Raw genomic sequence first — 20,726 nt, 5'->3', positions numbered from 1 at the left:
CCGGCCGTCTCACTTCAGCTGGATCAGCCCGCCAGCTTGGCGGCTTCGGCCAGCAGGGCAGCGGCCAGCGGGTTGGCGAAGGCCAGCAGCAGGCCGACGGCGACCGAGATGATGAACGCGGCGTCGATCAGGCCGGCGGTGATGAACATGCGGACCTGCAGGACCGGGATCAGTTCCGGCTGGCGGGCGGCCGATTCCAGGAACTTACCAGCCATGATGGCCAGACCCAGACCGGCGCCCAGCGCGGCCAGGCCGATCATGATGCCGACGGCAAGGGCGGTGGAGCTCTGAACTTGGGCGAGATTGGTCAGGACGGCGAAGTACATGGTTTTCTCCGAGAACTAAAGGTAGCTAAGGGTGATGAAACGGATGAAGGTTGGAACTGGATGAAGCTTGCAACTCAGTGGCTGTCTTCCGACAGGCTCAGGTACACGATCGACAGCATCATGAAGATGAAGGCCTGCAGCGGAATCACCAGCAGGTGGAACAGCATCCAGCCCAGGCCGAACACGCCACCGGCAACAGCACCGAACAGGCCGGCGCCGCCCAGCACCCAGATCAGCAGGAAGACGATTTCGCCGCCGAACATGTTGCCGAACAGTCGCATCGCCAGGGAGATCGGCTTGCTCAGCCACTCGACGATGTTGAGGATCAGGTTGAACGGCATCATCCACTTGCCGAACGGGGCGGTCAGGAACTCCTTGACGAAGCCGACCAGGCCCTTGGAACTGAGCGAGAAGAAGACCATCAGGAAGAACACGCTGATCGACATGCCCAGGGTGGCATTGACGTCGGCGGTCGGCACCGGCTTCCAGTAGTGGACGCCCGCCCATTCCAGCGGCTTGGCGATGAAGTCGGCCGGGATCATCTTGATGAGGTTCATCAGCAGGATCCAGAAGAAGATGGTGATCGCGATCGGCGTCACCAGCTTGCTCTTGCCGTGGTAGGTGTCCTTGGCCTGGCGGTCGACGAACTCCAGGCAGATCTCGACGAAGGCCTGCCACTTGCCCGGCACGCCCGCGGTGGCCTTGCGGGTGGCCATCCAGAAGGCGAACACCATCAGCAGGCCCAGCAGCACCGCGGTGACGATGGTATCGACGTGGATGGTCCAGAAGCTGCCGCCGTCCCCGACCTTGGCGGTCAGGTTCTGCAGGTGATGCTGGATATAGGTGGTAGGGGTTAGAGCCTCGCCCGCCATGAGTCCGGAACCTTTTATGAATTCGATCAACGCCTGGCCAGAGCCAGAACCTGGAACATCAGCGCCACTGGAATCGCCGCCAGCAGCGCCAAGGGAGGAAGCCGCCACCAGACGAACGCCATTGCCAGCACGGCGACAATCAGCACGATCTTCAGCGCGAACCCCAGGAACATGCGGATCATCGCCGAACCGGCAGCCTGTACGCCGCCGCCGAGCCCCACCCATGCCGCCAGGACCGTCCCCGCCACCACCGTCACGCCGGAAACCAGCGCGCCAAGGGCGTACTTCGGCCCCACCAGCAGGAAGGCCAGAGCCAGGACAACCACTGCGGCCAGCGGGTAGACCGCGGCACGCAGCATCAGCCGCCGACCCGCATCAACGGAGTTCAGCACGTGGAATGTCCTGCTTCATGGAACAAGGAGATCTGGACGGCGCCGGTAGCGCCTCATCGAGCCGCCAAATTATAGCAGGGGGACATTTTGCGAGACAACCGCCACAAGCCGCCCCCCGGCGGATCGCAAGTTGCGGCATTTACTGGATTTTTCGACCGGCTCCGGGTAGGGCCGGAGAACCGGCTTTTTGCACCGCAACATGAGGAACTTCGGCGCCGCCGGCCGGTCACAGATGCACGTCCGCCACCATTACCTCGTCGATGTGCGCGGCGGGCGCAACGGGCGGGGTGGTCCGCGAACGGGCCACCCCGCCGCACTTTGCACATTCTGTGCACCTTCCGGTCACGCAGGTGGTACATCGCTTCGTCCAGGGTAGCCGCTCCGGTTTCAACACACACGGAGCGACCCGAACGATGCGACTTTCCCCACACCTGACGACCTGCGCGTCCTGCGCGCTCGCCCTCTCCCTCCTGCACGCCGCACCGGCCAGCGCCGCCGATGGCGATCCGCGCTTCACCCTGCGCGTGGGCGCGATGAACATCGATTCGTCCAACACCCTGCGCGGCAGCACCGACATCGACGGACGCGAGGTTTCCTTCGACCGCGACTTCGACCTCGGCGGCAAGGAGTGGGAGCCGCGCGTGGACGGCCTGTTCCGCATCAGCGACCGGCAGCGGCTGATATTCGACTACTTCAAGTACGACAAGGACCGCCGCGAGACGCTGGACGACAGCGTCAGCTTCGACGGCACCACCGTGCCCGCCGGCAGCTTCGTCAAGGGCGAACTGAAGTACCAGGTCGCCAGCCTGGTGTACGACTACTCGGTGGTCGACGGCGACCGCTTCGACCTTGGCCTGCAGCTGGGCGCCGAGTACGCCAAGGTCAATGCGGATGCCTACGCCGACCTGGGCGACCTCTACCAGGGACGTTTCCTCGACGAGAAGACCGACGGTGTCGCCCCGGTGGTCGGCGCGCGGCTGACCTTCACCCCGTCCGAGCACTGGCTGATCAACCTGCAGGGCCAGTACCTCAACACGAACTGGGGCAGCTTCGACGACTACGAGGGCGACCTCAGCCGCGCCAACGCCATCGTGCAGTACAACTTCAACCCGAACTTCGGCATCTTCGCCGGCTACGACTGGTTCAGGCTGGACGTGGACCGGAAGGGGCGCGATGGCGTCATCGGCCTGAAGCAGGAGTTCAAGGGGCCGCTGGCGGGCATCAGCCTGTCGTTCTGACCCGGCCGCTCACGGCTGCGCGGCGGCGGGCCATGCCCGCCAGGCGCCGTGCGGGCAACGCGGCACAGCGCGGCATGGCACCGCGTCCCGGCGCCGATGGCAGGCCTACAGCAGCTTGCCGTCGGCATCGGTGGCCGGCGCCGGAAACATCTGCGCCGCGACGCAGATGTAATCCGCCAGCGGCATCTGCCCGATGCTGGCGCGGCGCTGGTCCACCTGCTCCGGCGCTTCCATGGCCTTGGGCTGCCACCTGCCGCCGATGGCGGCGAGCTGGCTGCCGTAACGCTGTGGCTTGCCGGAATTCACCAGCACCCGGTCGGTCAGCAGGGCGAATTCGCGCGATGACACCTCGCCGCTGGCCAGCCGCGGCGCCAGCCCGTCCAGCACCTGCCGCTGGAAATCGGCATCGCTGTCGGCGTGCTGCACCAGCAGCCAGGCCGCGCGCAGGCCATCCACGCCGACCGCGCGCACGTCCGGCAGGCCGCCATGGTCGGCGACCACCTGCCTGATCTTCGGCAGGTTCGCCGCGTCCACCGCAAGCATCTTCTCGACCATCGCCTGCGACCAGTCGCCTTCGCGCGCCTGCTGGTCCAGGCGCGCCATTTCCAGCAGCTGTTCGCGCAACCGCGGTTCGGACGGCTCGATGCCGGCGCTCCTGCGCGCCAGTGCCTGTTCGCGCAGCCTGTCCGCCTTCACGAACGGCGCCGCACCCGGGCATTGCAGCAGCGCCGCATCCAGCTGCGGGTCCGCCTCCTCCGCCAGCACGCTGCCCGCACCTGCCAGCCACACCGCCGCCACGATCGCTCGCCACATTTCCCTGTTCCTCCAGACGCCGGAAACGACGACGCCCCGGTGAAGGGGCGTCGCGTGGATCACTTCTTCTTCGGGATGTACAGGTCGGTGATGGTGCCGTCGTAGATCTCCGAAGCCATCGCCACCGATTCGCTCAGCGTCGGGTGGGCGTGGATGGTGTGGCCGATGTCCTCGGCTTCGGCGCCCATCTCGATGGCCAGGCCGATTTCGGCCAGCAGTTCGCCGGCATGCACGCCGACGATGGCGCCGCCGATCACGCGATGGGTCTCTTCGTCGAACACCAGCTTGGTGAAGCCCTCGGTGCGGCCGATGCCGATGGCGCGGCCGCTGGCCGCCCACGGGAACTTGGCCACGCCCACCTTCAGCCCCTTGGCCTTGGCCTCGGTCTCGGTGACGCCGACCCAGGCGATTTCCGGGTTGGTGTAGGCCACCGACGGAATCACCCGCGCCACCCACTCCTTCTTTTCGCCGAAGGCCACTTCCGCCGCCAGCTTGCCCTCGTGCGTGGCCTTGTGCGCCAGCATCGGGTTGCCGACGATGTCGCCGATGGCGAAGATGTGCGGCACGTTGGTGCGCATCTGCCGGTCCACCGGGATGAAGCCGCGGTCGGTCACTTCCACGCCGGCCTTGTCGGCATCGATCTTCCTGCCGTTCGGCGCACGGCCCACGGCCACCAGCACGCGGTCGAAGGTGCCGCTTTCCATCGCCGGCTTCTCGCCCGCGGTGGCGGCCTCGAAGGTCACGGCGATGCCCTTCTTGTCGGCGGTGACGCCCGACGCCTTGGTCTTCAGGTGCACGTCGATGCCCTGCTTCTTCAGGCGGTCGGCCAGCGGCTTGACCAGGTCCTTGTCGGCGCCCGGCATCAGCTGGTCCATGAACTCGACCACGGTGACCTTGGCGCCCAGCGCGCTGTACACGGTGGCCATTTCCAGGCCGATGATGCCGCCGCCCACGACCAGCAGCGACTTCGGCACGTCGGCCAGTTCCAGCGCGTCGGTGGAATCCATCACGCGCTTGTCGTCCCACGGGAAGTTGGGCAGCTTCACCGCCTGCGAACCGGCGGCGATGATGCACTGCTCGAAGCGCAGCAGCTGGGTCTTGCCGTCGTCGCCGGTGATCTCCAGCTCGTTGGCCGAGACGAACTTCGCCACGCCCTGCACGGTACGCACCTTGCGCTGCTTGGCCATGCCGGCCAGGCCCCTGGTCAGCTGGCCGACGACCTTTTCCTTGTACTCGCGCAGCTTGTCCAGGGCGATCTTCGGCTTGCCGAAGGCGATGCCCAGTTCATCGGCATGCGCGGCATGGTCGATGATCTCGGCCGCGTGCAGCAGCGCCTTGGACGGAATGCAGCCGACGTTGAGGCAGACGCCGCCAAGGCTGGCGTAGCGCTCCACCAGCACGGTATCCATGCCCAGGTCGGCCGAACGGAAGGCGGCGGTATAGCCGCCGGGGCCGGCGCCCAGCACCACCATGCGGCATTCGATGTCGGCGGCGCGGCCGGTGGACGGCAGCGCCCGGGCGGCCACGGCCGGGTCCGGCGCGCGGTGCGACGGCGTCACCGGCGGCTTGCTGCCCGGCGCCACGTTGCCGGCGGACGGCGCGGGCGCGGCGCCCTGGGCTTCGAGTACCACCACCACGTCGCCTTCGGACAGCTTGTCGCCAAGCTTGACCTTGACCTCCTTGACCACGCCGGCGGCCGAGGACGGCACTTCCAGCGTCGCCTTGTCCGATTCCAGCGTCACCAGGCCCTGGTCCTTGGCCACCGTGTCGCCCACGGCCACCAGCACCTCGATCACCGGTACGCCGCTGTAGTCGCCGATGTCCGGCACCTTGACCTCGACCGGGCCACCACTTGCGGCCGGGGCCGGGGCCGGAGCCGCCGGCGCGCTCACCGCCGCCGGTGCGGCCGCGGCGGCCGGCTGCGTGGCAGGAGCCGGCGTCGCCGCGGCTGCGGCGGGTGCCGGCGCGGCGGCCGCGCCTGCGGCTTCCAGCACCACCACCACGTCGCCCTCGGACAGCTTGTCGTCGAGCTTGACCTTGATTTCCTTGACCACGCCGGCGGCCGAGGACGGCACTTCCAGCGTCGCCTTGTCCGACTCCAGCGTCACCAGGCCCTGGTCCTTGGCCACCGTGTCGCCCACGGCCACCAGGATCTCGATCACCGGCACGTTGCTGTAATCGCCGATATCCGGGACTTTGACTTCAATCGTGTTCGCCATCTTTCAAGTCCTCGGGATCAGAGCAGCACGCGGCGCATGTCGGCCAGCACCTGCGACAGGTACGTGGTGAAGCGCGCGGCCAGCGCGCCGTCGATGACGCGGTGGTCGTAGCTCAGCGACAGCGGCAGCATCAGCTTCGGCGCGAACTCCTTGCCGTTCCAGACCGGTTGGATCGAGGACTTGGAGACGCCCAGGATGGCCACTTCCGGCGCATTGACGATCGGGGTGAAGGCGGTGCCGCCGATGCCGCCCAGCGAGCTGATCGAGAAGCAGCCGCCGCTCATGTCGGCCGGGCCGAGCTTGCCGTCGCGCGCCTTCTTCGCCAGCTCGCCGGTTTCCTGCGCGATCTGCACCACGCCCTTCCGGTCCACGTCGCGGACCACCGGCACGACCAGGCCGTTCGGCGTGTCGGCGGCGAAACCGATGTGGAAGTACTTCTTCAGGGTCAGGTTCTCGCCGCTGGCGTCCAGCGAGGCGTTGAACTCGGGGAACTTCTTCAGCGCCGCGGCGCTGGCCTTGATCAGGAAGGCGAGCATGGTCAGCTTGATGCCGGCCTTCTCGTTCTCCTTGTTCAGCGCCACGCGCAGGGCTTCCAGCTCGGTGATGTCGGCCTGGTCGAACTGGGTGACGTGCGGAATCATCGCCCAGTTGCGCGCCAGGTTGGCGCCGGAGATCTTCTTGATGCGCGACAGCGGCTGCACTTCGGTCTCGCCGAACTTGCTGAAGTCCACCTTCGGCCACGGCAGCAGGTTCAGGCCACCGCCGGCGGCGGCCGGGGCGCCGGCCACGGCGACGCCGCCACCGGTCAGCGCGCCCTTGACGAACTTCTGCACGTCGGCCTTGGTGATGCGGCCGCCCTTCTCGGTGCCGGCCACCTGGGCCAGGTCCACGCCCAGCTCGCGGGCGAACACGCGCACCGCCGGGCTGGCGTAGGGCACGTTGGACGGCAGCACGCCCTCGGCGTTGAACTGCACCGGCGGGCTGGCCGGCTTGCTGGCGGCCAGCACGGCTTCCTGCGCGATCTCGCGCTGGGCCAGCTTGTCCGGCACCGGGGCCACGGCCACCGGCTCGACCTTGGCGCCGGTCTCGGCGGTCGGCTCGACCTTGGCCGGAGCGGCCGGCGCAGCCGCGGCGGCGGGCTTGGCGCCCTCCTCGGCCACTTCGATCAGCGCCACGACCTTGCCCTCGGACAGGGTGTCGCCGACCTTGACCTTGATTTCCTTGACCACGCCGGCCACGGCCGACGGCACTTCCATCGTCGCCTTGTCCGATTCCAGCGTGACCAGGCCCTGGTCCTTCTTGACCGTATCGCCGACGGCGACCAGCACCTCGATCACCGGGATGTCGCTGTAGTCACCGATATCGGGGACAACTGCTTCCTTGATTTCGGCCATGAAACAACTCCAGCAACAGTGAGGGAAACCGCTATTGTGGCGCCAGCGCGCCGCAGCGCCAACCGCCGCTGCTGGATTCGCCTACGTATGTCCGCGGACAAGGGCACGCCATGCCGCGCGGGCCGGGGCCGCGGCCGCCCTGCCGGTGGGCGGCGCTGGCCTGTCGCCTGTCCCGGCTGTCTCCTGCGGCCAGCCGCTTCAGGGGATGGACTGTTCCGCCACTGGCAACCACGGCAACAGCCGGCGCCATTGGCCCAGCAGCCGCTCGAACGACCAGGCCGCATTGGCCGGGCTGGTCGAAGGCAGGGCCAGCAGCGCCCATCCGTGCCCGGCCGGCAGCGCCGGGCGCACGTGGCGCTCGAACGCCTGCGCCGCGGCGGCGCCATTGCAGGCGATGGCCTGCAGCCGCGGCAGGCCCTGCAGCAGCCGGGGCAGCGGGTTGGCGACCTCGCTGCCGCGCACGATGGCCGCGTCCAGGCTGCCGCGCCGCCGGCAGCGGCCGATCACGTCCCACAGCCCGACGCCGGACCGCTGCAGGCAGGCCAGCCGCCGCGGGTAGTCCAGCTGCGGATCGAAGCCGCACAGCGCGCCCATCAGCGGCCAGAAACGATTGCGCGGATGCGCGTAGTAACGCGCCGCCTGCAGCGACGCCATGCCCGGCATCGAGCCGAGCACCAGCACGCGGCATTGCGCATTCACCTGCGCAGGCAGCCCCTGCAGCGTCGTTTCGTTCGTCACGCCCGGCACAACTCCATGAATGATTTTTTCCCGCCCGTTACCGGTTCTGCGGGGGTTGCCGCCATTTTCCCTGAACGCGATCGCTCGCGGGCCTGGGTGCGTACGGATCGATTCATCCTGCCGCGGCGAGGATGTGCGCGCCCCGTCCGAGGGCCTCGATAACAACGCACTCCCGAGAGCAATACGAGGAACCACCCCATGCGTACCATCAAGATCATGAGCTTTGCCGTCCTTGGCGCCCTGGCGCTTTCGCCCGCCGCTTTCGCGCAGGACGCCAGCACCGACACCGCGTCCGGCAAGCACTTCGCCGTGGTCGGCGGCGTGACCCTGCTGCAGCCCAAGAACGACCCGGCCGCCGGCATCAAGAAGTTCGACGGCGGCCCGGCGCCGACCGTGAGCGCCAGCTACTACTTCAACGACAACATCGCCGTCGAGCTGTGGGGCGCGGCCGACAAGTTCGACCACCGCGTGCGCACCAGCAGCGGCGCCAAGGCCGGCACCGTCGAGCAGCAGCCGCTGGCGCTGAGCGCGCAGTACCACTTCGGCGCCGCCGACAACGTGTTCCGTCCGTTCGTGGGCGCGGGCTACTACGAGTCGAACTTCAGCAACGAGAAGATCGACGGCCTGGACGCCAGCGGCAACCATGTCGGCCTGCGCACCGCCAAGGGCGCCATCGGCACCGTCGGCGTGGACATGAACATCAACTCCACCTGGTTCGCCCGCGCCGATGCCCGCTACATGCACGCGCGCCCGGAACTGAGCGTGGCCGGCGCCGGCACCGGCGAGAAGCTGAAGCTGGACCCGTGGACCGTGGGCTTCGGCATCGGCGCCCGCTTCTAAGCCACGCCACAACGCGGTTTGCCGGCAGGCACGGATCGTCCGCGATCCGTGCCTGTCGCGTTTCAGGGGCCACGCGGCGCCACCGGCGTCACGGGTTGCCGTCCTCGCTCCACTGCAGCGTGCGGTAGTCGAAACCCGACTGCAGGCGCGGCTTGACGATCTCGAAGAACGGCGACACGTCGAAATCGCGCGGCGTGTACAGGCTGTAGTTGCGGATGTGCAGGATCTCGCGCTGCTGCTCGCGGCCGCCGGCATGGCCGAGCACGGTTTCGATCTCGGGCAGGATCGGGTAGCGGATCGACTCGAACGCCTGCGCCAGCAGGGTCGAGCAGATCGCCTTGGTCGGCTCGCCGCTGCCCAGCGCGATCAGGCGCCGGCGCATGTGCCCCGGCACCGGCGGCAGGATCAGGTAGCGCGCCAGGTCGAACACGTTCTTCAGGTCGTAGCTGTAGCCGATACGCGCGCGCATGAAGCCGACCAGCTGGTCGATGACCGGCGGCGGCAACCCGTACGCCCGGCAGATGCGGGTGTGTCCGTCGGCGAAGGCGTCCAGCGGCACTCGCCGCACGCCCGCTTCCACGTCCACGTCGATCAGCATCGGCCGCCGCGGCCCGCCCGGCTCCAGCGCCTCCTCGCCGATGTACAGCGCGGCATGCGACCAGGTGGACTGGGTGAGGTATTTGATCGCGGTGGAAAAGCGGCTGTTGCCCTCCACCAGCAGCACGTCGCCGCGCCGCAGGGTGCGCGCCAGCAGCTGCGGATCGCTGGTGGGCGGTCGCGCCTGGCGGCGCCGCGGCTGGGCCAGGAAATGCGCCATGCGGCGCCCGGCGAAACGCAGCAACCCCATCCCTGCCTCTCCGCGAAAGCGTGGAACGAAGCCTAGCCCCCGCCGCCGCGGCTGCACAACCGCTGGCCGTGCGCTGACGGCCTTGTCCCGCTGCGATCTGCCGGGCGGGCCGCAGCGGGGCGTTGCCCCGCTCTACACCCGCGCGCGCTGGGCGGCGCGGTTCCGGGCCATCGCCGGCGCTGCGCCTGCACCAACCGGCCGCAACCGCGCCCGTTCCGCCGGTGTACCGGCTGCGCTCAGAACGCCGGCAGCACCGCGCCCTTGTACTTCTTCTCGATGAAGGCCTTCACTTCCGGGCCGGTCAGCGCCCTGGCCAGCTTCTGCACGCGCGCATCGTCCTTGTTGTCCGGGCGCGCGACCAGGAAGTTCACGTACGGCGAATCCTTGCTTTCGATCGCCAGCGCGTCGCGGGTCGGGTCGAGGCCGGCGTCGAGCGCGTAATTGGTGTTGATCAGCGCCAGGTCGACCTGGTCGAGCACGCGCGGCAGCATCGCCGAATCCAGCTCGCGGAACCTGAGCTGCTTCGGGTTGTCGACGATGTCGCGCTGGGTGGACAGCGCGTTGGACGGGTCCTTCAGTTTGATGACGCCGGCCTTGTCCAGCAGGATCAGCGCGCGGCTGTTGTTGCTCGGATCGTTGGGAATGACCACGTCGGCGCCGGTGGGCAGCTCGGCCAGCGACTTGACGCGGCGCGAGTAGGCGCCGAACGGTTCGATGTGCACGCCGACCACGGTCACCAGGCCGGTCTTGCGGTCGCGGTTGTAGGCGTCCAGGTAGGGCTCGGTCTGGAAGTAGTTGGCGTCCACCTGCTTCTGCACCAGCTGGTCGTTGGGCTGCACGTAGTCGTTGAACACGCGCACGTCCAGCGCGACGCCTTCCTTCTCCAGGATCGGCTTGACCACCTCAAGGATCTCGGCGTGCGGGACGGCGGTGGCGGCGACCACCAGCCTGGATTCGTCGGTGGCGGGCTTGCCGCAGGCCGACAGCGCCAGCGCGGCGGCGGCAACGAGCAGCGGACGGAACAGGGAAGTCTTCATCGGGATTCCAATGCGGGAGGGAGCGTGCAGGCGAGCGCGGACTCAACGGCGAGTGTAGTGGCGCACCAGCCGGTCGCCCAGCATCTGCAGCAGCTGCACCAGTACCAGCAGCAGCACCACGGTGACCAGGGCCACGTCGGTGTGCGAGCGCTGGTAGCCGTCGCGGAAGGCCAGGTCGCCGAGACCGCCGGAGCCGATGGCGCCGCCCATGGCGGTGAAGCCGATCAGGGCGATGGTGGTGACCGTGGCGCCGGCGATCAGGCCGGGCCGCGCTTCGGGCAGCAGCACCTTGAACACCAGCTGCGCGGTGGTGGCGCCCATCGCCTGGCTGGCCTCGATCACGCCGCGGTCCACTTCGCGCAGCGCGGTCTCGACCAGGCGCGCGTAGAACGGCGCCGCGCCGACCACCAGCGGCAGGATCGCGCCGCGCACGCCCAGCGAGGTACCCATCATCGCCAGCGTCACCGGGATCAGCACGATCATCAGGATGATGAAGGGCACCGAGCGCAGCACGTTCACCAACAGCGCGGTCACGCCGTACAGCAGCGGGCGGCGGCGCAGCTGCTTTGATCCGGTGAGGAACAGCAGCACGCCCAGCGGCAGACCGATGGCCATGGTCAATGGCAGCGACCCGGCCAGCATCAGCAGGGTGTCGACGGTGGCCTGGCCGATGTCGGCCCATTTGCCGGCATCCAGGTGGCGGAAGAAACCGCCGGCGGTGGCGACGATCATCGGCGCAGTTCCTCCACGTGCACGCCGGCGTCGACGAAACCGGCCTGGGCGGCGTTCTGGTCGCCGCCCACCAGGGCCACGGTCAGCTGCCCGTAGGGGGTGTCCTTGATCCGGTCGATGCGGCCGGACAGGATGTTGTAGTCCACCCCGGTCTGCCGCGCGATGCGGCCCAGCAGCGGTTCGTAGGTGCCGTCGCCGAGGAAGGTCAGGCGCACGATGCGCCCGCCCACGGCGGCGAAATCGCGGTGCAGTTCGCCCTCGTCCACGTGCTCGGATTCGGACACGAAGCGGCGCGTGGTCGGGTGCTGCGGATGCAGGAACACCTGGCTCACCGGCCCGCTCTCGACCAGGCGGCCGGCGTCGAGCACCGCCACGCGGTCGCAGACGCGGCGGATCACGTCCATTTCGTGGGTGATCAGCACGATGGTCAGGCCCAGCTCGCGGTTGATCTTCGCCAGCAGCGCCAGCACCGAGGCGGTGGTCTGCGGGTCGAGCGCGCTGGTGGCCTCGTCGCACAGCAGGATCTTCGGCTCGGTGGCCAGCGCGCGGGCGATGCCCACGCGCTGCTTCTGCCCGCCGGACAGCTGCGCCGGGTACTTGGCCGCGTGCGCTTCCAGGCCGACGGTGCGCAGCAGCTCGGCCACGCGCGCATCGATCCTGGCCTTCGGCACGCCGGCCAGTTCCAGCGGGAAGGCGACGTTGCCGGCCACGGTGCGCGCCGACAGCAGGTTGAAGTGCTGGAAGATCATGCCGATGCGCCGGCGCAGCGCGCGCAGGCCCTCGGCGTCCAGCGCGGTGGCGTCCTGGCCGTCGATCAGCACGCGGCCGCCGCTGGGCTCCTCCAGCCGGTTGATCAGGCGGATCAGGGTCGACTTGCCGGCGCCGGAATGGCCGATGATGCCGAACACTTCGCCGGCGCCGATGGCCAGGTCGAGCGGATGCAGCGCGGTGATCGCGCGGCCGTCCACGGCATAGGATTTGTGCAGGTTCTGGAACTCGATCACGGCCAGGGCGGGTGGACGGACGACAGGGGGGCGGCAAGCCTAGCAGCGCCGGGACCGCGGCGCCCGCATGGGCGGAAGGAATCTTATTCCTTTTGGTTCTATGTAGGCCGGCGGACCGTTCAGGGGTGGTCCACCTGCCCGGCCCGCCGCGCGTGCTGGACGCGCTCGCGGTGCAGCAGGTACAGGCCGCTGGCGACGATGATCGCCGCGCCGATCCAGGTCATGCGGTCCGGCAGCGCGCCCCACAGCAGCAGGTCCCAGCCGATCACCCAGACCAGGCCGGTGTACTCCAGCGGCGCGATCATCGAGGCCTGGCCCAGCTGGAAGGCGCGGGTCAGCGCGATCTGCCCCAGCGCGCCGGCCAGGCCCATGCCGGCGATCACCCCGGCGTGCTTCCACTGCAGCGGCTGCCACTGCGGCCAGGCCAGCAGCCCGGCGCCGACCGCCATGATCAGCAGGAACCACACCACCATCGACTGCGGCGTATCGGTGCGGGTCAGCAGGCTCACCGTCACCGCGGCGATGGCATAGGCGGTGGCCGCCAGCAGCACCATCAGCCCCGGCAGCGAGATGAAACCGTCCACGCCGGGGCGCAGCACCACCAGCACGCCGACCAGGCCCACGGCAATGGCGACCCAGCGCCGCGGCCCGACCCGCTCGCCCAGCAGCGGCACCGACAGCGCCGCCACCAGCAGCGGCGCGACGAAGTAGATCGAATAGGCGGTGGACAGCGGCAGGCTGCGCAGCGCGTAGACGAAGCAGCCGATCATCACCATGCCCAGCGCGCCGCGCAGCAGGTGCAGGCCCCAGCGCACCGGCACCAGCGAACGCGGCCCGGCGGTGGCCAGCACCCACACCAGCACGAACGGCAGCGAGGCGGCGCCGCGCAGCATGGTCACCTGCAGGGTCGGGTAGCTGGCCGACAGCAGCTTCATGCCGGCATCCATCAGCGAGAACAGGGCGACGGCGGACAGCATCCACGCCACGGCGGCGGCGGGAGAGCGCGGAACGGACGGGGGGGAAGCGGACATGGCCCGATTATCGCAGGCCGCGCCGGCGCACGCCGCGTTGCCGCTATGCTCGCCCCATCTGCCGCCGGAGCCGGACGCATGCCTGCCATTTCCACCTCGTTGCGCTCCCTGGCCGCGCTGGCCCTGTCCCTGGCCTGCGCAACGGCCACGGCGCAGGCGCCTTCGACCACCGACCTGGCGCGGCTGGACGGTTTCGCTCTCGGGCTGGAAGCGGCCGGGCGCTTTTCCGGCGTGGTGCTGGTCGCGCACGACGGCAATGTGGTGTTCGAAAAGGCCTACGGCCTGCGCGACGAGAACGGCGAGGCGCCGCTGCGCGCCGACGACCGCCTGAACCTGGCCTCGGCCGGCAAGATGTTCACCAGCGTGGCGATCCTGCAGCAGGTCGCCGCCGGCCGCATCACCCTGGACAGCCATGTCGGCGACGTGCTCAAGGATTACCCGCACCGCGGCTTCGCCGACACGGTGACGGTGCGGCAGCTGCTCACCCACACCGCCGGCGCCGGCGACGTGGACGAACTGTTCGGCGCCGCGAACGCGGCCGGGCGCGCGCGGCTGCGCAGCGCTGCCGACATCATCGCCCTGCACGGCGGGCGCGCGCCGGAATTCGCCCCCGGCACGCAGCAGAAGTACGGCAACTACGGCTACGTGGTGCTGGGACGCATGGTCGAGGTGCTATCCGGGCAGGATTTCGAGTCCTACATCCACGCGCACGTGCTGGCGCCGGCCGGAATGACCCGCACCGGCTTCGTCGACTGCGACGATCCCGCGCCGGGCCTGGCAGCCGGCTACGTCGACGTCGATGGCAGGCGCGTACGCAACTGCGCCACGCTGCCGGCGCGCGGCCTGGCCGCTGGTGGCGAAGTGGCGCCGGCCGGCGACCTGCTGCGCTTCGTGCAGGCCCTGCGTGACGGGCGGCTGCTGCCGCTGCCGCTGTTCAGGGAAGCGACCACGCCGCAGCGCGAATTCATGGGACTGGGCTTCTTCGCCACCGGTTACGGCCCGGACGTGCCCGAGCGCGACTTCCGCTGGGGTCATGGCGGCAATGCCGACGGCATCTGTACCGACGTACGCACCTACCCGCACACGGGCGAAACCGTGATCGTGCTGTCCAACAGGGACGCGCCGGCCTGCTTCGCGGTATCCAACCTGCTGCATGCGCAGTGGAAGGGCGCGCCCTGACGGCGGCGCCACGGTGCGATCGCCTAGAATGGCCGCTGTTTTTCCGCCAGGAGCTTCCCCATGCCTTCCTTCGACGTCGTGTCCGAAGTCGACAAGCACGAACTGACCAATGCCATCGACCAGGCCAACCGCGAGTTGTCCACGCGCTTCGATTTCAAGGGCGTGGACGCGAAGTTCGAGCAGGACGGCGACAAGCTGATCAAGCTGGCCGCGCCCAGCGATTTCCAGCTCAAGCAGATGGCCGACATCCTCAAGCAGCGCCTGGCCGCGCGCGGCATCGATTTCCGCTGCATGGAGTTCGGCGACATCGAGACCAACCTGGGCGGCGCGCGCCAGCAGGTCACGGTCAAGCAGGGCATCGAGCAGAAGCTGGCCAAGCAGATCGCGGCGAAGATCAAGGAATCGAAGATCAAGGTCGACACCCAGATCAACGGCGACAAGCTGCGCGTGAACGGCAAGAAGCGCGACGACCTGCAGGACGTGATCGCGCTGCTGAAGAAGAACGAATTCGAGCAGCCGCTGCAGTTCGACAACTTCCGCGATTGAGCCTGCCGGCCCGCAACCGGCCGCATGCCACCGTAGGAGCGGCTTCAGCCGCGATGGCTTTCCCGGGAAGGCTCCATCGCGGCTGAAGCCGCTCCTACGGCGTTTCTGGCCGCCGCCGCCGCGGCCGGCATCCCCTAGAATGGCCGCCCCGCTTCCCAGCCCGCACGCCATGAACGACACCGCCCACGACCCGATCGCCGACACCCGTCGCTGGCTGGAAAAGGCCGTGATCGGGCTGAACCTGTGTCCGTTCGCCAAGGCGGTGTACGTCAAGGAGCAGGTGCGCTTCGTGCTCAGCGACGCCACCACGCCCGAAGCCCTTCTGGAGCAGCTGGCCGAGGAACTGCTGCTGCTGCGCGACACCCCGGCCGAGCAGATCGACACCACGCTGATCGTGCACCCGCAGGTGCTCACCGATTTCCTCGACTACAACGATTTCCTCGACAACGCCGACGCCGCGGTGGAGGCGCTGGACCTGCAGGGCGTGCTGCAGGTGGCCAGCTTCCATCCTCAGTACCAGTTCGCCGGCACGGCGCCGGACGACGTGAGCAACTACACCAACCGCGCGCCCTGGCCCACCCTGCACCTGCTGCGCGAGGACAGCGTGGAGCGCGCGGTGGCCGCGTTCCCGGACCCGGACGTGATCGTGGAACGCAACATCGCCACGCTGGACCGGCTGGGCGTGGACGGCTGGAACAGGCTGCTGGCCGGGGAGTGAAGCTCCCGTCCCCCGCCGGGAACGGTGCCCGAAGGAGCGGATGAGGCCGTGGAAAGCCTCGCGCGATCACTGTCGCGTGGCTACGCCCGTACCCTCACCCCAACCCCTCTCCCACGGGGAGAGGGGCTTCGAGCAGGGGCAGCAGCAGGCCCCGTACATCGTGCAGCGAGCCGGCGATGGCATGGCCCAGCGCGCGCACGTCGGCGTCCGGCTCCAGCAGGTCCGGTACCTGGATCACGCTCATGCCGGCGGCCAGCGCGGCGCGCACGCCGGTGGGCGAATCCTCCAGCGCCAGGCAATGGCGCGGTTCGACGCCCAGCCTGGCCGCGGCCAGCAGGTAGATGTCCGGCGCCGGCTTGGCATGGGCGACGTCGCTGCTGGTCGCCACGTGTTCGAAATACGGCAGCAGGCCGGCGCTTTCGAGCTTGCGCAGCGCCAGCGGGCGCCGCGTCGAAGTCGCCACCGCGCGCGGCACGCCGTGGGCGACCAGGGTGTCGAGCAGGTCGACGATGCCCGGCCGGTGCGGCACGCCGGCGGCGACCAGGCCGTCGTAGCGCGCATAGGAATCCTGCAGCAGGGCATCGACCGCGTCGGCACCGACCTGGGCGGCGATGCGCTGGCGGGTAAGCGCGTCGCTGGAACCGATCAGCGACAGCAGGAAGGCCTCGGGCAGGTCGTGCCCGGCCGCGGCGCCGGCCTGCGCCAGGCAGCCCAGCAGGGCGCGCTCGCTGTCCAGCATCAGCCCGTCCATGTCGAAGATCACCGCCTGCGGCCGCGCCGACAGTGCCGTCAGCAGGGTCATGGCGCGTCTCCGAACAGGGCGTGCAGGTCGGCGGCCGACAGTGGCCGCCACTGCCCTTCCGCCAGATCGCCCAGCGCCAGCCCACCGATGCGGCTGCGGTGCAGGGCGTCGACGTGGTTGCCCACGGCCGCGAACATGCGCCGCACCTGGTGGTAGCGGCCTTCGTGCAGGGTCAGCCGCGCGTGGCGCGGGCCGAGCACGTCCAGTTCGGCCGGCAGCAGCGGCTTGTCCTCCGATTCCAGCAGCAGCGCGCCGCTGGCGAAGGTCGCCGCCTCGTCGCCGCGCAGGTCCTGCGCCAGCCGCGCTTCGTAGACCTTGTCCAGCTTCGACTTCGGCGACACGATCCGGTGCAGCAGCGCGCCGTCGTCGGTCATCAGCAGCAGGCCGCTGGTATCGCGGTCCAGCCGGCCCACCGTGGACAGCAGCGGCGAGCGTTCGCGGAAACGCGGTGGCAGCAGGTCGTAGACCAGCCGGCCCTGGTCCCTGGTCGAGCAGGTGTAGCCGGCCGGCTTGTGCAGCATCAGGGTCAGGCCCGGCGGCGGGTCCAGCGGCTCGCCATCGATGCGGATGGCGTCGTGCTCCACCTTGTCGTCGGCATACAGCACCTCGCCGTCGGCATCGGTGACGCGGCCCTCGCGGAACAGCCACTGCACCTGCTTGCGGCTGCCGTAGCCGAGGTTGGCGATGTGCTTGACCAGCTTCATGCGCGGCCCCCGCGGGTGCCGACGATGACCTTGAAGCCGTCGCGCTCGGCCGCCACGCGCACCTGCCCGAAGCTGTCGTTGAGGATCTGCTCGTAGGGCAGGTGCCGGTTGGCGACCATGAACAGCCGCCCGCCCGGGCGCAGCGCCTGCGCGGCCACGGCGATGAAGCGCTGGCCGATGTCCGGCCGGTCCTCGCGCGCGGGAGTGTGGAACGGCGGGTTGGAGACGATGAAATCGTAGCGGCCGTCGATGCCGGCGGTGACGTCGTGCCAGCGGAAATCCAGCTGCGCGCCGCTGCCGGCCAGGTTGCGGCGGGCCAGCGCCAGCGCGCGCGACTCGGCCTCGTACAGGTCCAGCGCGGCGACCTTCGGGCAGCGCGCCAGCACCTCGGCCGACAGATAGCCCCAGCCGGCGCCGAGGTCGGCGCCGCGCCCGGCGAGGTCGGCCGGCAGCTGTTCGACCAGCAGCGCCGAGGCCGGATCGATGCGGTCCCAGGCGAACACGCCGGGGCGGCTGTGGAAGCGCCCGCCCATGATCGGCCGCGGCGCGTCCAGCGCCGCCCAGCGCGCGCGCAGCGCTTCGTCGTGGCCGCCGTCGAGCGGCGCGGTCCAGAACACGCGGCAATGGTTCTTGGTCAGTTTGCCGCCCAGGCCGGCCAGCTGCTGCAGGTCGCTTTCGCCCGAGCGCGCGCCCTCGTTGTTGGACTGGCAGGCGACCAGCACGCCGCCCGGCGCCACCTGCGCCAGGGCCCGGGCCAGCAGCGCGCGGGCTTCGTCGCGCTGGCGCGGCGGCAGCACCAGCACCAGCGGGTACTTTTCGCCCGAAGCCTCCAGCGCCGCCTCGTCGCGCACCTCCCAGCCGCCGCGCTCCAGCGCCTGCGCGAACGGACGGAAGCTCTGCACGCAGAGCAGCTGCGTGGCCGCGGCCTGCTCGCGCAGCGGCCAGCCGTCGCGCGCGCGCAGGAACAGCACCGGCCCCTGCGGCCAGGACAGGGCGCCATGGGCGAACGGGAGCAACAGGGTCTGCAGCGGGGCGTCTTGGGCGGCGGCCATCGCGGAATATCCGGCGGAACGTAGCCGGCCATTCTAGCGGCCCGGCCGGACCGGGGCCGGGCGCGCCGTCGCGGGGTTCAGCAGCGGGTGCAGGCTTCGCGGATCGCCCCGACCAGCTGCGCCACGCTGTACGGCTTGGCGACATGCTTCTGGAAGCCGGCCGCCAGCGCACGGCGGCGGTCGTCGCCACGCGCCAGCGCGGTCACCGCGACCGCCGGCAGTTCCGCCGCGGACACGCCCATGGTCTCGCGCAGGGTGCGCACCAGCCCGTAACCGTCCATGCCGGGCATGCCCACGTCGCTGACCAGCACGTCGAAGGCGGCATGGCCGCGCAGGTCGAGCAGTTCCAGCGCCTCGGCCGCGGAGGCGGCCACCACCACGGTGGCGCCCTGCTCCTCCAGCACCCGGCGCAGATAGGCCAGCACGTCCGGCTGGTCCTCCACCGCCAGGATGCGCGTCCCGGCCAGGGCGTGGGCGGCCACCACGTGTTCGCCGGCCGCGACCCGCTGTACCGTGCGCCGCGGCCGCCCGGCGTTTTCCACGCGGTACACCGGCAGGCGCACGCTGAAGGTGGCGCCCTGGCCGGCGCCGCCGCTCTGCGCGCGGACCGACCCACCGTGCAGCTCGGTCAGCTGCTGCACGATCGCCAGGCCCAGACCCAGCCCGCCATGGCGGCGGGTGGTGGTGGCGTCGGCCTGGCTGAAGCGGCTGAACAGGTGCACGAGGAACTCCGGCGCGATGCCGTCGCCGTTGTCGCGCACGTCCACCACGTAGTGCTCTTCCTCCTGGTGCAGCACGACCTCGACCCGGCCCTCGACCGGGGTGAACTTGATCGCGTTGGCCAGCAGGTTCCACAGCACCTGCTGCAGGCGCGTCGCATCGCCCAGCACCGGGCACGGCGCCTGCGGCACATCGACCACCAGGGTCTGCGCCTTGCCCTGCGCCACCAGCTCCTGCAGGCGCACCGCCTCGCGCACCTGTTCGGCCAGGTCGAGTACTTCGACCTCCAACTGCACCTTGCCCAGCAGCATGCTGCTCAGGTCGAGCATGTCCGACATCAGCCGCTTCTGCGCCATCGCGCTGCTGGCGATCACCTCCACGCCGCGGCGCATCGGATGCTCGGGTTCCATGCGCTGCAGCAGCAGTTCGCTCCAGCCCAGGATGGTGGTGAGCGGGGTGCGCAGCTCGTGCGACAGGGTGGCGAGGAATTCGTCCTTCACCCGCGCCATGCCTTCGGCCGCGTTGCGCGCGGCGCGCTCGGCCTCCAGCAGTTCCTCGCGCGCCATCTCGATCTCGCGGCGCTCGGTGATGTCCGGGCTGTTGCCGGCCAGGCCGATGAAGCGGCCATCGGCCGAGAAACGCGGCGCGGCGTTCATCTCCAGCCAGCGCCACTGGCCGTCGTGGCGGCGCAGGCGTGCGCTCAGGTGCAGCTCGCGTTCGTTGGACAGGGCCTCTTCCAGCGCGTACTCGAAGACCGTCAGGTCTTCCGGGTGCAGCAGCCCTTCCCACCAGCGCGGCCCGAAGGCATGGTCGCCGTCCAGCCCGAAGAAGCTGCCGAAGGCGTTGTTGACGAAGCGCACATGGCCCAGGTCGTCCAGCACCCATACCGGCATCGGCAGGCCATCGGCCAGCGCGCTGAAGCGCGCCTCGCTCTCGGCCAGGTCGGTCTCGATCTGCTTGCGCCGCGAGATGTCGAAGAACAGCACCGCGACCCGTCGCGCCGCCGCCGGCCCCAGCCGCACCGCCTCGACCGAGTACCAGCGCCCGAGCTGCGGCAGGTAGCGCTCGAACTGCACCGGCATGCCCTCGCCGACCACCCGCCCGAACACCCTGAACCAGTACTCGTCCAGCCCCGGCAGCACCTCGGTGGCGCGCCGCCCGACGACGTCGGCCAGGCCGGTGATGCGCTCGAACGCGGCGTTGACCTTGCAGTGCACGAAGTCCACCGCGCGCGCTTCGTCGAACAGCACCTCAATCACGCAGAAACCGGTGCCGACGGCCTCGAACACCTCCTGGTACAGCGGCGAGCTCTCCAAGCCCGCGGCCACCGGGGGCGCCGGCGGCGGGAGGAACGGCTCCAGTTCGGGTGGACGCATGCTCAAGGCGGTTCGGCGGGTCTCTGCAGCGGTGCGGCAGGGGGAGGCAAGTCTGGGCGTGCCGCTATCCACGGCATGTGATGATGAACCGTCCGCAACCCGGCTCCAACCGCCCGGCGCCCGGCGATTGCCCGGCGCGGCGATCG

General features: G+C 69.7%; 21 protein-coding genes. 5 read left to right on the top strand and 16 right to left on the bottom strand.

What is annotated here, in order from left to right:
• Positions 1–23 precede the first annotated feature (23 nt).
• The 3 genes from atpE to AC06FP_RS11620 form a co-directional block, all read right to left on the bottom strand.
• On the bottom strand, positions 24–326 hold the full coding sequence (gene atpE, locus AC06FP_RS11630; RefSeq protein ID WP_054661978.1) for a F0F1 ATP synthase subunit C: 303 nt from the start codon (positions 324–326) through the stop codon (positions 24–26).
• Between the two features lie 74 nt (positions 327–400).
• The gene (gene atpB, locus AC06FP_RS11625; RefSeq protein WP_433853493.1) at positions 401–1,198 is read right to left on the bottom strand and encodes a F0F1 ATP synthase subunit A; all 798 of its coding nucleotides are present in this window, start codon (positions 1,196–1,198) and stop codon (positions 401–403) included.
• A 26-nt stretch (positions 1,199–1,224) separates the two neighbouring features.
• Positions 1,225–1,590 (bottom strand): hypothetical protein, encoded by a 366-nt coding sequence (locus AC06FP_RS11620; protein ID WP_200911390.1) that lies wholly within the window; start codon positions 1,588–1,590, stop codon positions 1,225–1,227.
• Positions 1,591–2,003: 413 nt separating this feature from the next.
• Between AC06FP_RS11620 and AC06FP_RS11615 the strand changes: the two genes are divergently transcribed.
• A complete protein-coding gene (locus AC06FP_RS11615; RefSeq protein WP_456118018.1) occupies positions 2,004–2,828 on the top strand; it encodes a hypothetical protein in 825 nt (274 codons plus the stop codon).
• 105 nt (positions 2,829–2,933) lie between these two features.
• Here AC06FP_RS11615 and AC06FP_RS11610 read toward each other — a convergent pair whose 3' ends face one another.
• The 4 genes from AC06FP_RS11610 to AC06FP_RS11595 all read right to left on the bottom strand — a co-directional run bounded on the left by AC06FP_RS11610 (position 2,934) and on the right by AC06FP_RS11595 (position 7,992).
• Positions 2,934–3,641: a DUF6624 domain-containing protein gene (locus tag AC06FP_RS11610; RefSeq protein WP_478075594.1), complete on the bottom strand. Its 708-nt coding sequence runs from the start codon at positions 3,639–3,641 to the stop codon at positions 2,934–2,936.
• A 59-nt stretch (positions 3,642–3,700) separates the two neighbouring features.
• Positions 3,701–5,860: a dihydrolipoyl dehydrogenase gene (gene lpdA, locus AC06FP_RS11605; RefSeq protein ID WP_478075593.1), complete on the bottom strand. Its 2,160-nt coding sequence runs from the start codon at positions 5,858–5,860 to the stop codon at positions 3,701–3,703.
• Between the two features lie 17 nt (positions 5,861–5,877).
• Positions 5,878–7,254 carry a dihydrolipoyllysine-residue acetyltransferase gene (locus tag AC06FP_RS11600; protein ID WP_478075592.1) on the bottom strand — a complete coding sequence of 459 codons (1,377 nt, stop codon included), beginning with the start codon at positions 7,252–7,254 and terminating at the stop codon, positions 5,878–5,880.
• Positions 7,255–7,452: 198 nt separating this feature from the next.
• Positions 7,453–7,992 (bottom strand): DNA-deoxyinosine glycosylase, encoded by a 540-nt coding sequence (locus AC06FP_RS11595; RefSeq protein ID WP_478075591.1) that lies wholly within the window; start codon positions 7,990–7,992, stop codon positions 7,453–7,455.
• Positions 7,993–8,190: 198 nt separating this feature from the next.
• On the opposite strand from AC06FP_RS11595, the gene AC06FP_RS11590 reads away from it, so the two are divergent.
• Positions 8,191–8,832, top strand: a complete 642-nt coding sequence (locus tag AC06FP_RS11590; protein ID WP_478075590.1) for an OmpW/AlkL family protein — start codon at positions 8,191–8,193, stop codon at positions 8,830–8,832.
• 88 nt (positions 8,833–8,920) lie between these two features.
• Here the strand turns inward: AC06FP_RS11590 and AC06FP_RS11585 are convergent, their stop codons facing one another.
• From AC06FP_RS11585 to AC06FP_RS11565, 5 genes are all read right to left on the bottom strand, one after another.
• Complete coding sequence (locus AC06FP_RS11585; RefSeq protein ID WP_478075589.1) at positions 8,921–9,679, bottom strand: YiiX/YebB-like N1pC/P60 family cysteine hydrolase; 759 nt, start codon at positions 9,677–9,679, stop codon at positions 8,921–8,923.
• Between the two features lie 236 nt (positions 9,680–9,915).
• Complete coding sequence (locus AC06FP_RS11580; RefSeq protein WP_478075588.1) at positions 9,916–10,716, bottom strand: MetQ/NlpA family ABC transporter substrate-binding protein; 801 nt, start codon at positions 10,714–10,716, stop codon at positions 9,916–9,918.
• Between the two features lie 42 nt (positions 10,717–10,758).
• A complete protein-coding gene (locus tag AC06FP_RS11575) occupies positions 10,759–11,448 on the bottom strand; it encodes a methionine ABC transporter permease (protein ID WP_478075587.1) in 690 nt (229 codons plus the stop codon).
• The gene (locus tag AC06FP_RS11570) at positions 11,445–12,452 is read right to left on the bottom strand and encodes a methionine ABC transporter ATP-binding protein (protein WP_456118009.1); all 1,008 of its coding nucleotides are present in this window, start codon (positions 12,450–12,452) and stop codon (positions 11,445–11,447) included. The genes AC06FP_RS11575 and AC06FP_RS11570 overlap by 4 nt, the downstream gene beginning before the upstream one ends.
• 119 nt (positions 12,453–12,571) lie before the next feature.
• Positions 12,572–13,483, bottom strand: coding sequence for a DMT family transporter (locus AC06FP_RS11565; protein WP_478075586.1), 912 nt, complete (start codon positions 13,481–13,483; stop codon positions 12,572–12,574).
• 78 nt (positions 13,484–13,561) lie between these two features.
• On the opposite strand from AC06FP_RS11565, the gene AC06FP_RS11560 reads away from it, so the two are divergent.
• From AC06FP_RS11560 to AC06FP_RS11550, 3 genes are all read left to right on the top strand, one after another.
• The gene (locus AC06FP_RS11560) at positions 13,562–14,662 is read left to right on the top strand and encodes a serine hydrolase domain-containing protein (protein ID WP_478075585.1); all 1,101 of its coding nucleotides are present in this window, start codon (positions 13,562–13,564) and stop codon (positions 14,660–14,662) included.
• A gap of 60 nt (positions 14,663–14,722) precedes the next feature.
• Positions 14,723–15,208, top strand: a complete 486-nt coding sequence (locus AC06FP_RS11555; RefSeq protein ID WP_478075584.1) for a YajQ family cyclic di-GMP-binding protein — start codon at positions 14,723–14,725, stop codon at positions 15,206–15,208.
• Between the two features lie 169 nt (positions 15,209–15,377).
• Positions 15,378–15,926, top strand: coding sequence for a DUF1415 domain-containing protein (locus tag AC06FP_RS11550; protein WP_456118006.1), 549 nt, complete (start codon positions 15,378–15,380; stop codon positions 15,924–15,926).
• A 94-nt stretch (positions 15,927–16,020) separates the two neighbouring features.
• Here the strand turns inward: AC06FP_RS11550 and AC06FP_RS11545 are convergent, their stop codons facing one another.
• From AC06FP_RS11545 to AC06FP_RS11530, 4 genes are all read right to left on the bottom strand, one after another.
• Positions 16,021–16,728 (bottom strand): HAD family hydrolase, encoded by a 708-nt coding sequence (locus tag AC06FP_RS11545; protein WP_456118005.1) that lies wholly within the window; start codon positions 16,726–16,728, stop codon positions 16,021–16,023.
• Entirely contained in the window at positions 16,725–17,432 is a 708-nt protein-coding gene (locus AC06FP_RS11540; RefSeq protein ID WP_478075583.1) for a pseudouridine synthase, read from the bottom strand. The genes AC06FP_RS11545 and AC06FP_RS11540 overlap by 4 nt, the downstream gene beginning before the upstream one ends.
• The gene (locus tag AC06FP_RS11535) at positions 17,429–18,484 is read right to left on the bottom strand and encodes a class I SAM-dependent methyltransferase (RefSeq protein WP_478075582.1); all 1,056 of its coding nucleotides are present in this window, start codon (positions 18,482–18,484) and stop codon (positions 17,429–17,431) included. Before AC06FP_RS11535 ends, AC06FP_RS11540 begins: the two co-directional genes overlap by 4 nt.
• A gap of 77 nt (positions 18,485–18,561) precedes the next feature.
• Positions 18,562–20,580 (bottom strand): PAS domain-containing hybrid sensor histidine kinase/response regulator, encoded by a 2,019-nt coding sequence (locus AC06FP_RS11530; RefSeq protein WP_478075623.1) that lies wholly within the window; start codon positions 20,578–20,580, stop codon positions 18,562–18,564.
• Positions 20,581–20,726 lie beyond the last annotated feature (146 nt).

This window comes from Stenotrophomonas sp. Steno-Z2, assembly GCF_056393235.1.
This window is presented reverse-complemented; position numbering and strand designations above follow the sequence as displayed.

Bases quoted from the DNA above. Each gene is read 5' to 3' on its own strand.
- atpE (WP_054661978.1), bottom strand. From the start codon at position 326: ATGTACTTCGCCGTCCTGACCAATCTCGCCCAAGTTCAGAGCTCCACC.
- atpB (WP_433853493.1), bottom strand. From the start codon at position 1,198: ATGGCGGGCGAGGCTCTAACCCCTACCACCTATATCCAGCATCACCTG.
- AC06FP_RS11615 (WP_456118018.1), top strand. From the start codon at position 2,004: ATGCGACTTTCCCCACACCTGACGACCTGCGCGTCCTGCGCGCTCGCC.
- AC06FP_RS11610 (WP_478075594.1), bottom strand. From the start codon at position 3,641: ATGTGGCGAGCGATCGTGGCGGCGGTGTGGCTGGCAGGTGCGGGCAGC.
- lpdA (WP_478075593.1), bottom strand. From the start codon at position 5,860: ATGGCGAACACGATTGAAGTCAAAGTCCCGGATATCGGCGATTACAGC.
- AC06FP_RS11600 (WP_478075592.1), bottom strand. From the start codon at position 7,254: ATGGCCGAAATCAAGGAAGCAGTTGTCCCCGATATCGGTGACTACAGC.
- AC06FP_RS11590 (WP_478075590.1), top strand. From the start codon at position 8,191: ATGCGTACCATCAAGATCATGAGCTTTGCCGTCCTTGGCGCCCTGGCG.
- AC06FP_RS11585 (WP_478075589.1), bottom strand. From the start codon at position 9,679: ATGGGGTTGCTGCGTTTCGCCGGGCGCCGCATGGCGCATTTCCTGGCC.
- AC06FP_RS11580 (WP_478075588.1), bottom strand. From the start codon at position 10,716: ATGAAGACTTCCCTGTTCCGTCCGCTGCTCGTTGCCGCCGCCGCGCTG.
- AC06FP_RS11575 (WP_478075587.1), bottom strand. From the start codon at position 11,448: ATGATCGTCGCCACCGCCGGCGGTTTCTTCCGCCACCTGGATGCCGGC.
- AC06FP_RS11565 (WP_478075586.1), bottom strand. From the start codon at position 13,483: ATGTCCGCTTCCCCCCCGTCCGTTCCGCGCTCTCCCGCCGCCGCCGTG.
- AC06FP_RS11560 (WP_478075585.1), top strand. From the start codon at position 13,562: ATGCCTGCCATTTCCACCTCGTTGCGCTCCCTGGCCGCGCTGGCCCTG.
- AC06FP_RS11555 (WP_478075584.1), top strand. From the start codon at position 14,723: ATGCCTTCCTTCGACGTCGTGTCCGAAGTCGACAAGCACGAACTGACC.
- AC06FP_RS11550 (WP_456118006.1), top strand. From the start codon at position 15,378: ATGAACGACACCGCCCACGACCCGATCGCCGACACCCGTCGCTGGCTG.
- AC06FP_RS11545 (WP_456118005.1), bottom strand. From the start codon at position 16,728: ATGACCCTGCTGACGGCACTGTCGGCGCGGCCGCAGGCGGTGATCTTC.
- AC06FP_RS11540 (WP_478075583.1), bottom strand. From the start codon at position 17,432: ATGAAGCTGGTCAAGCACATCGCCAACCTCGGCTACGGCAGCCGCAAG.
- AC06FP_RS11535 (WP_478075582.1), bottom strand. From the start codon at position 18,484: ATGGCCGCCGCCCAAGACGCCCCGCTGCAGACCCTGTTGCTCCCGTTC.
- AC06FP_RS11530 (WP_478075623.1), bottom strand. From the start codon at position 20,580: ATGCGTCCACCCGAACTGGAGCCGTTCCTCCCGCCGCCGGCGCCCCCG.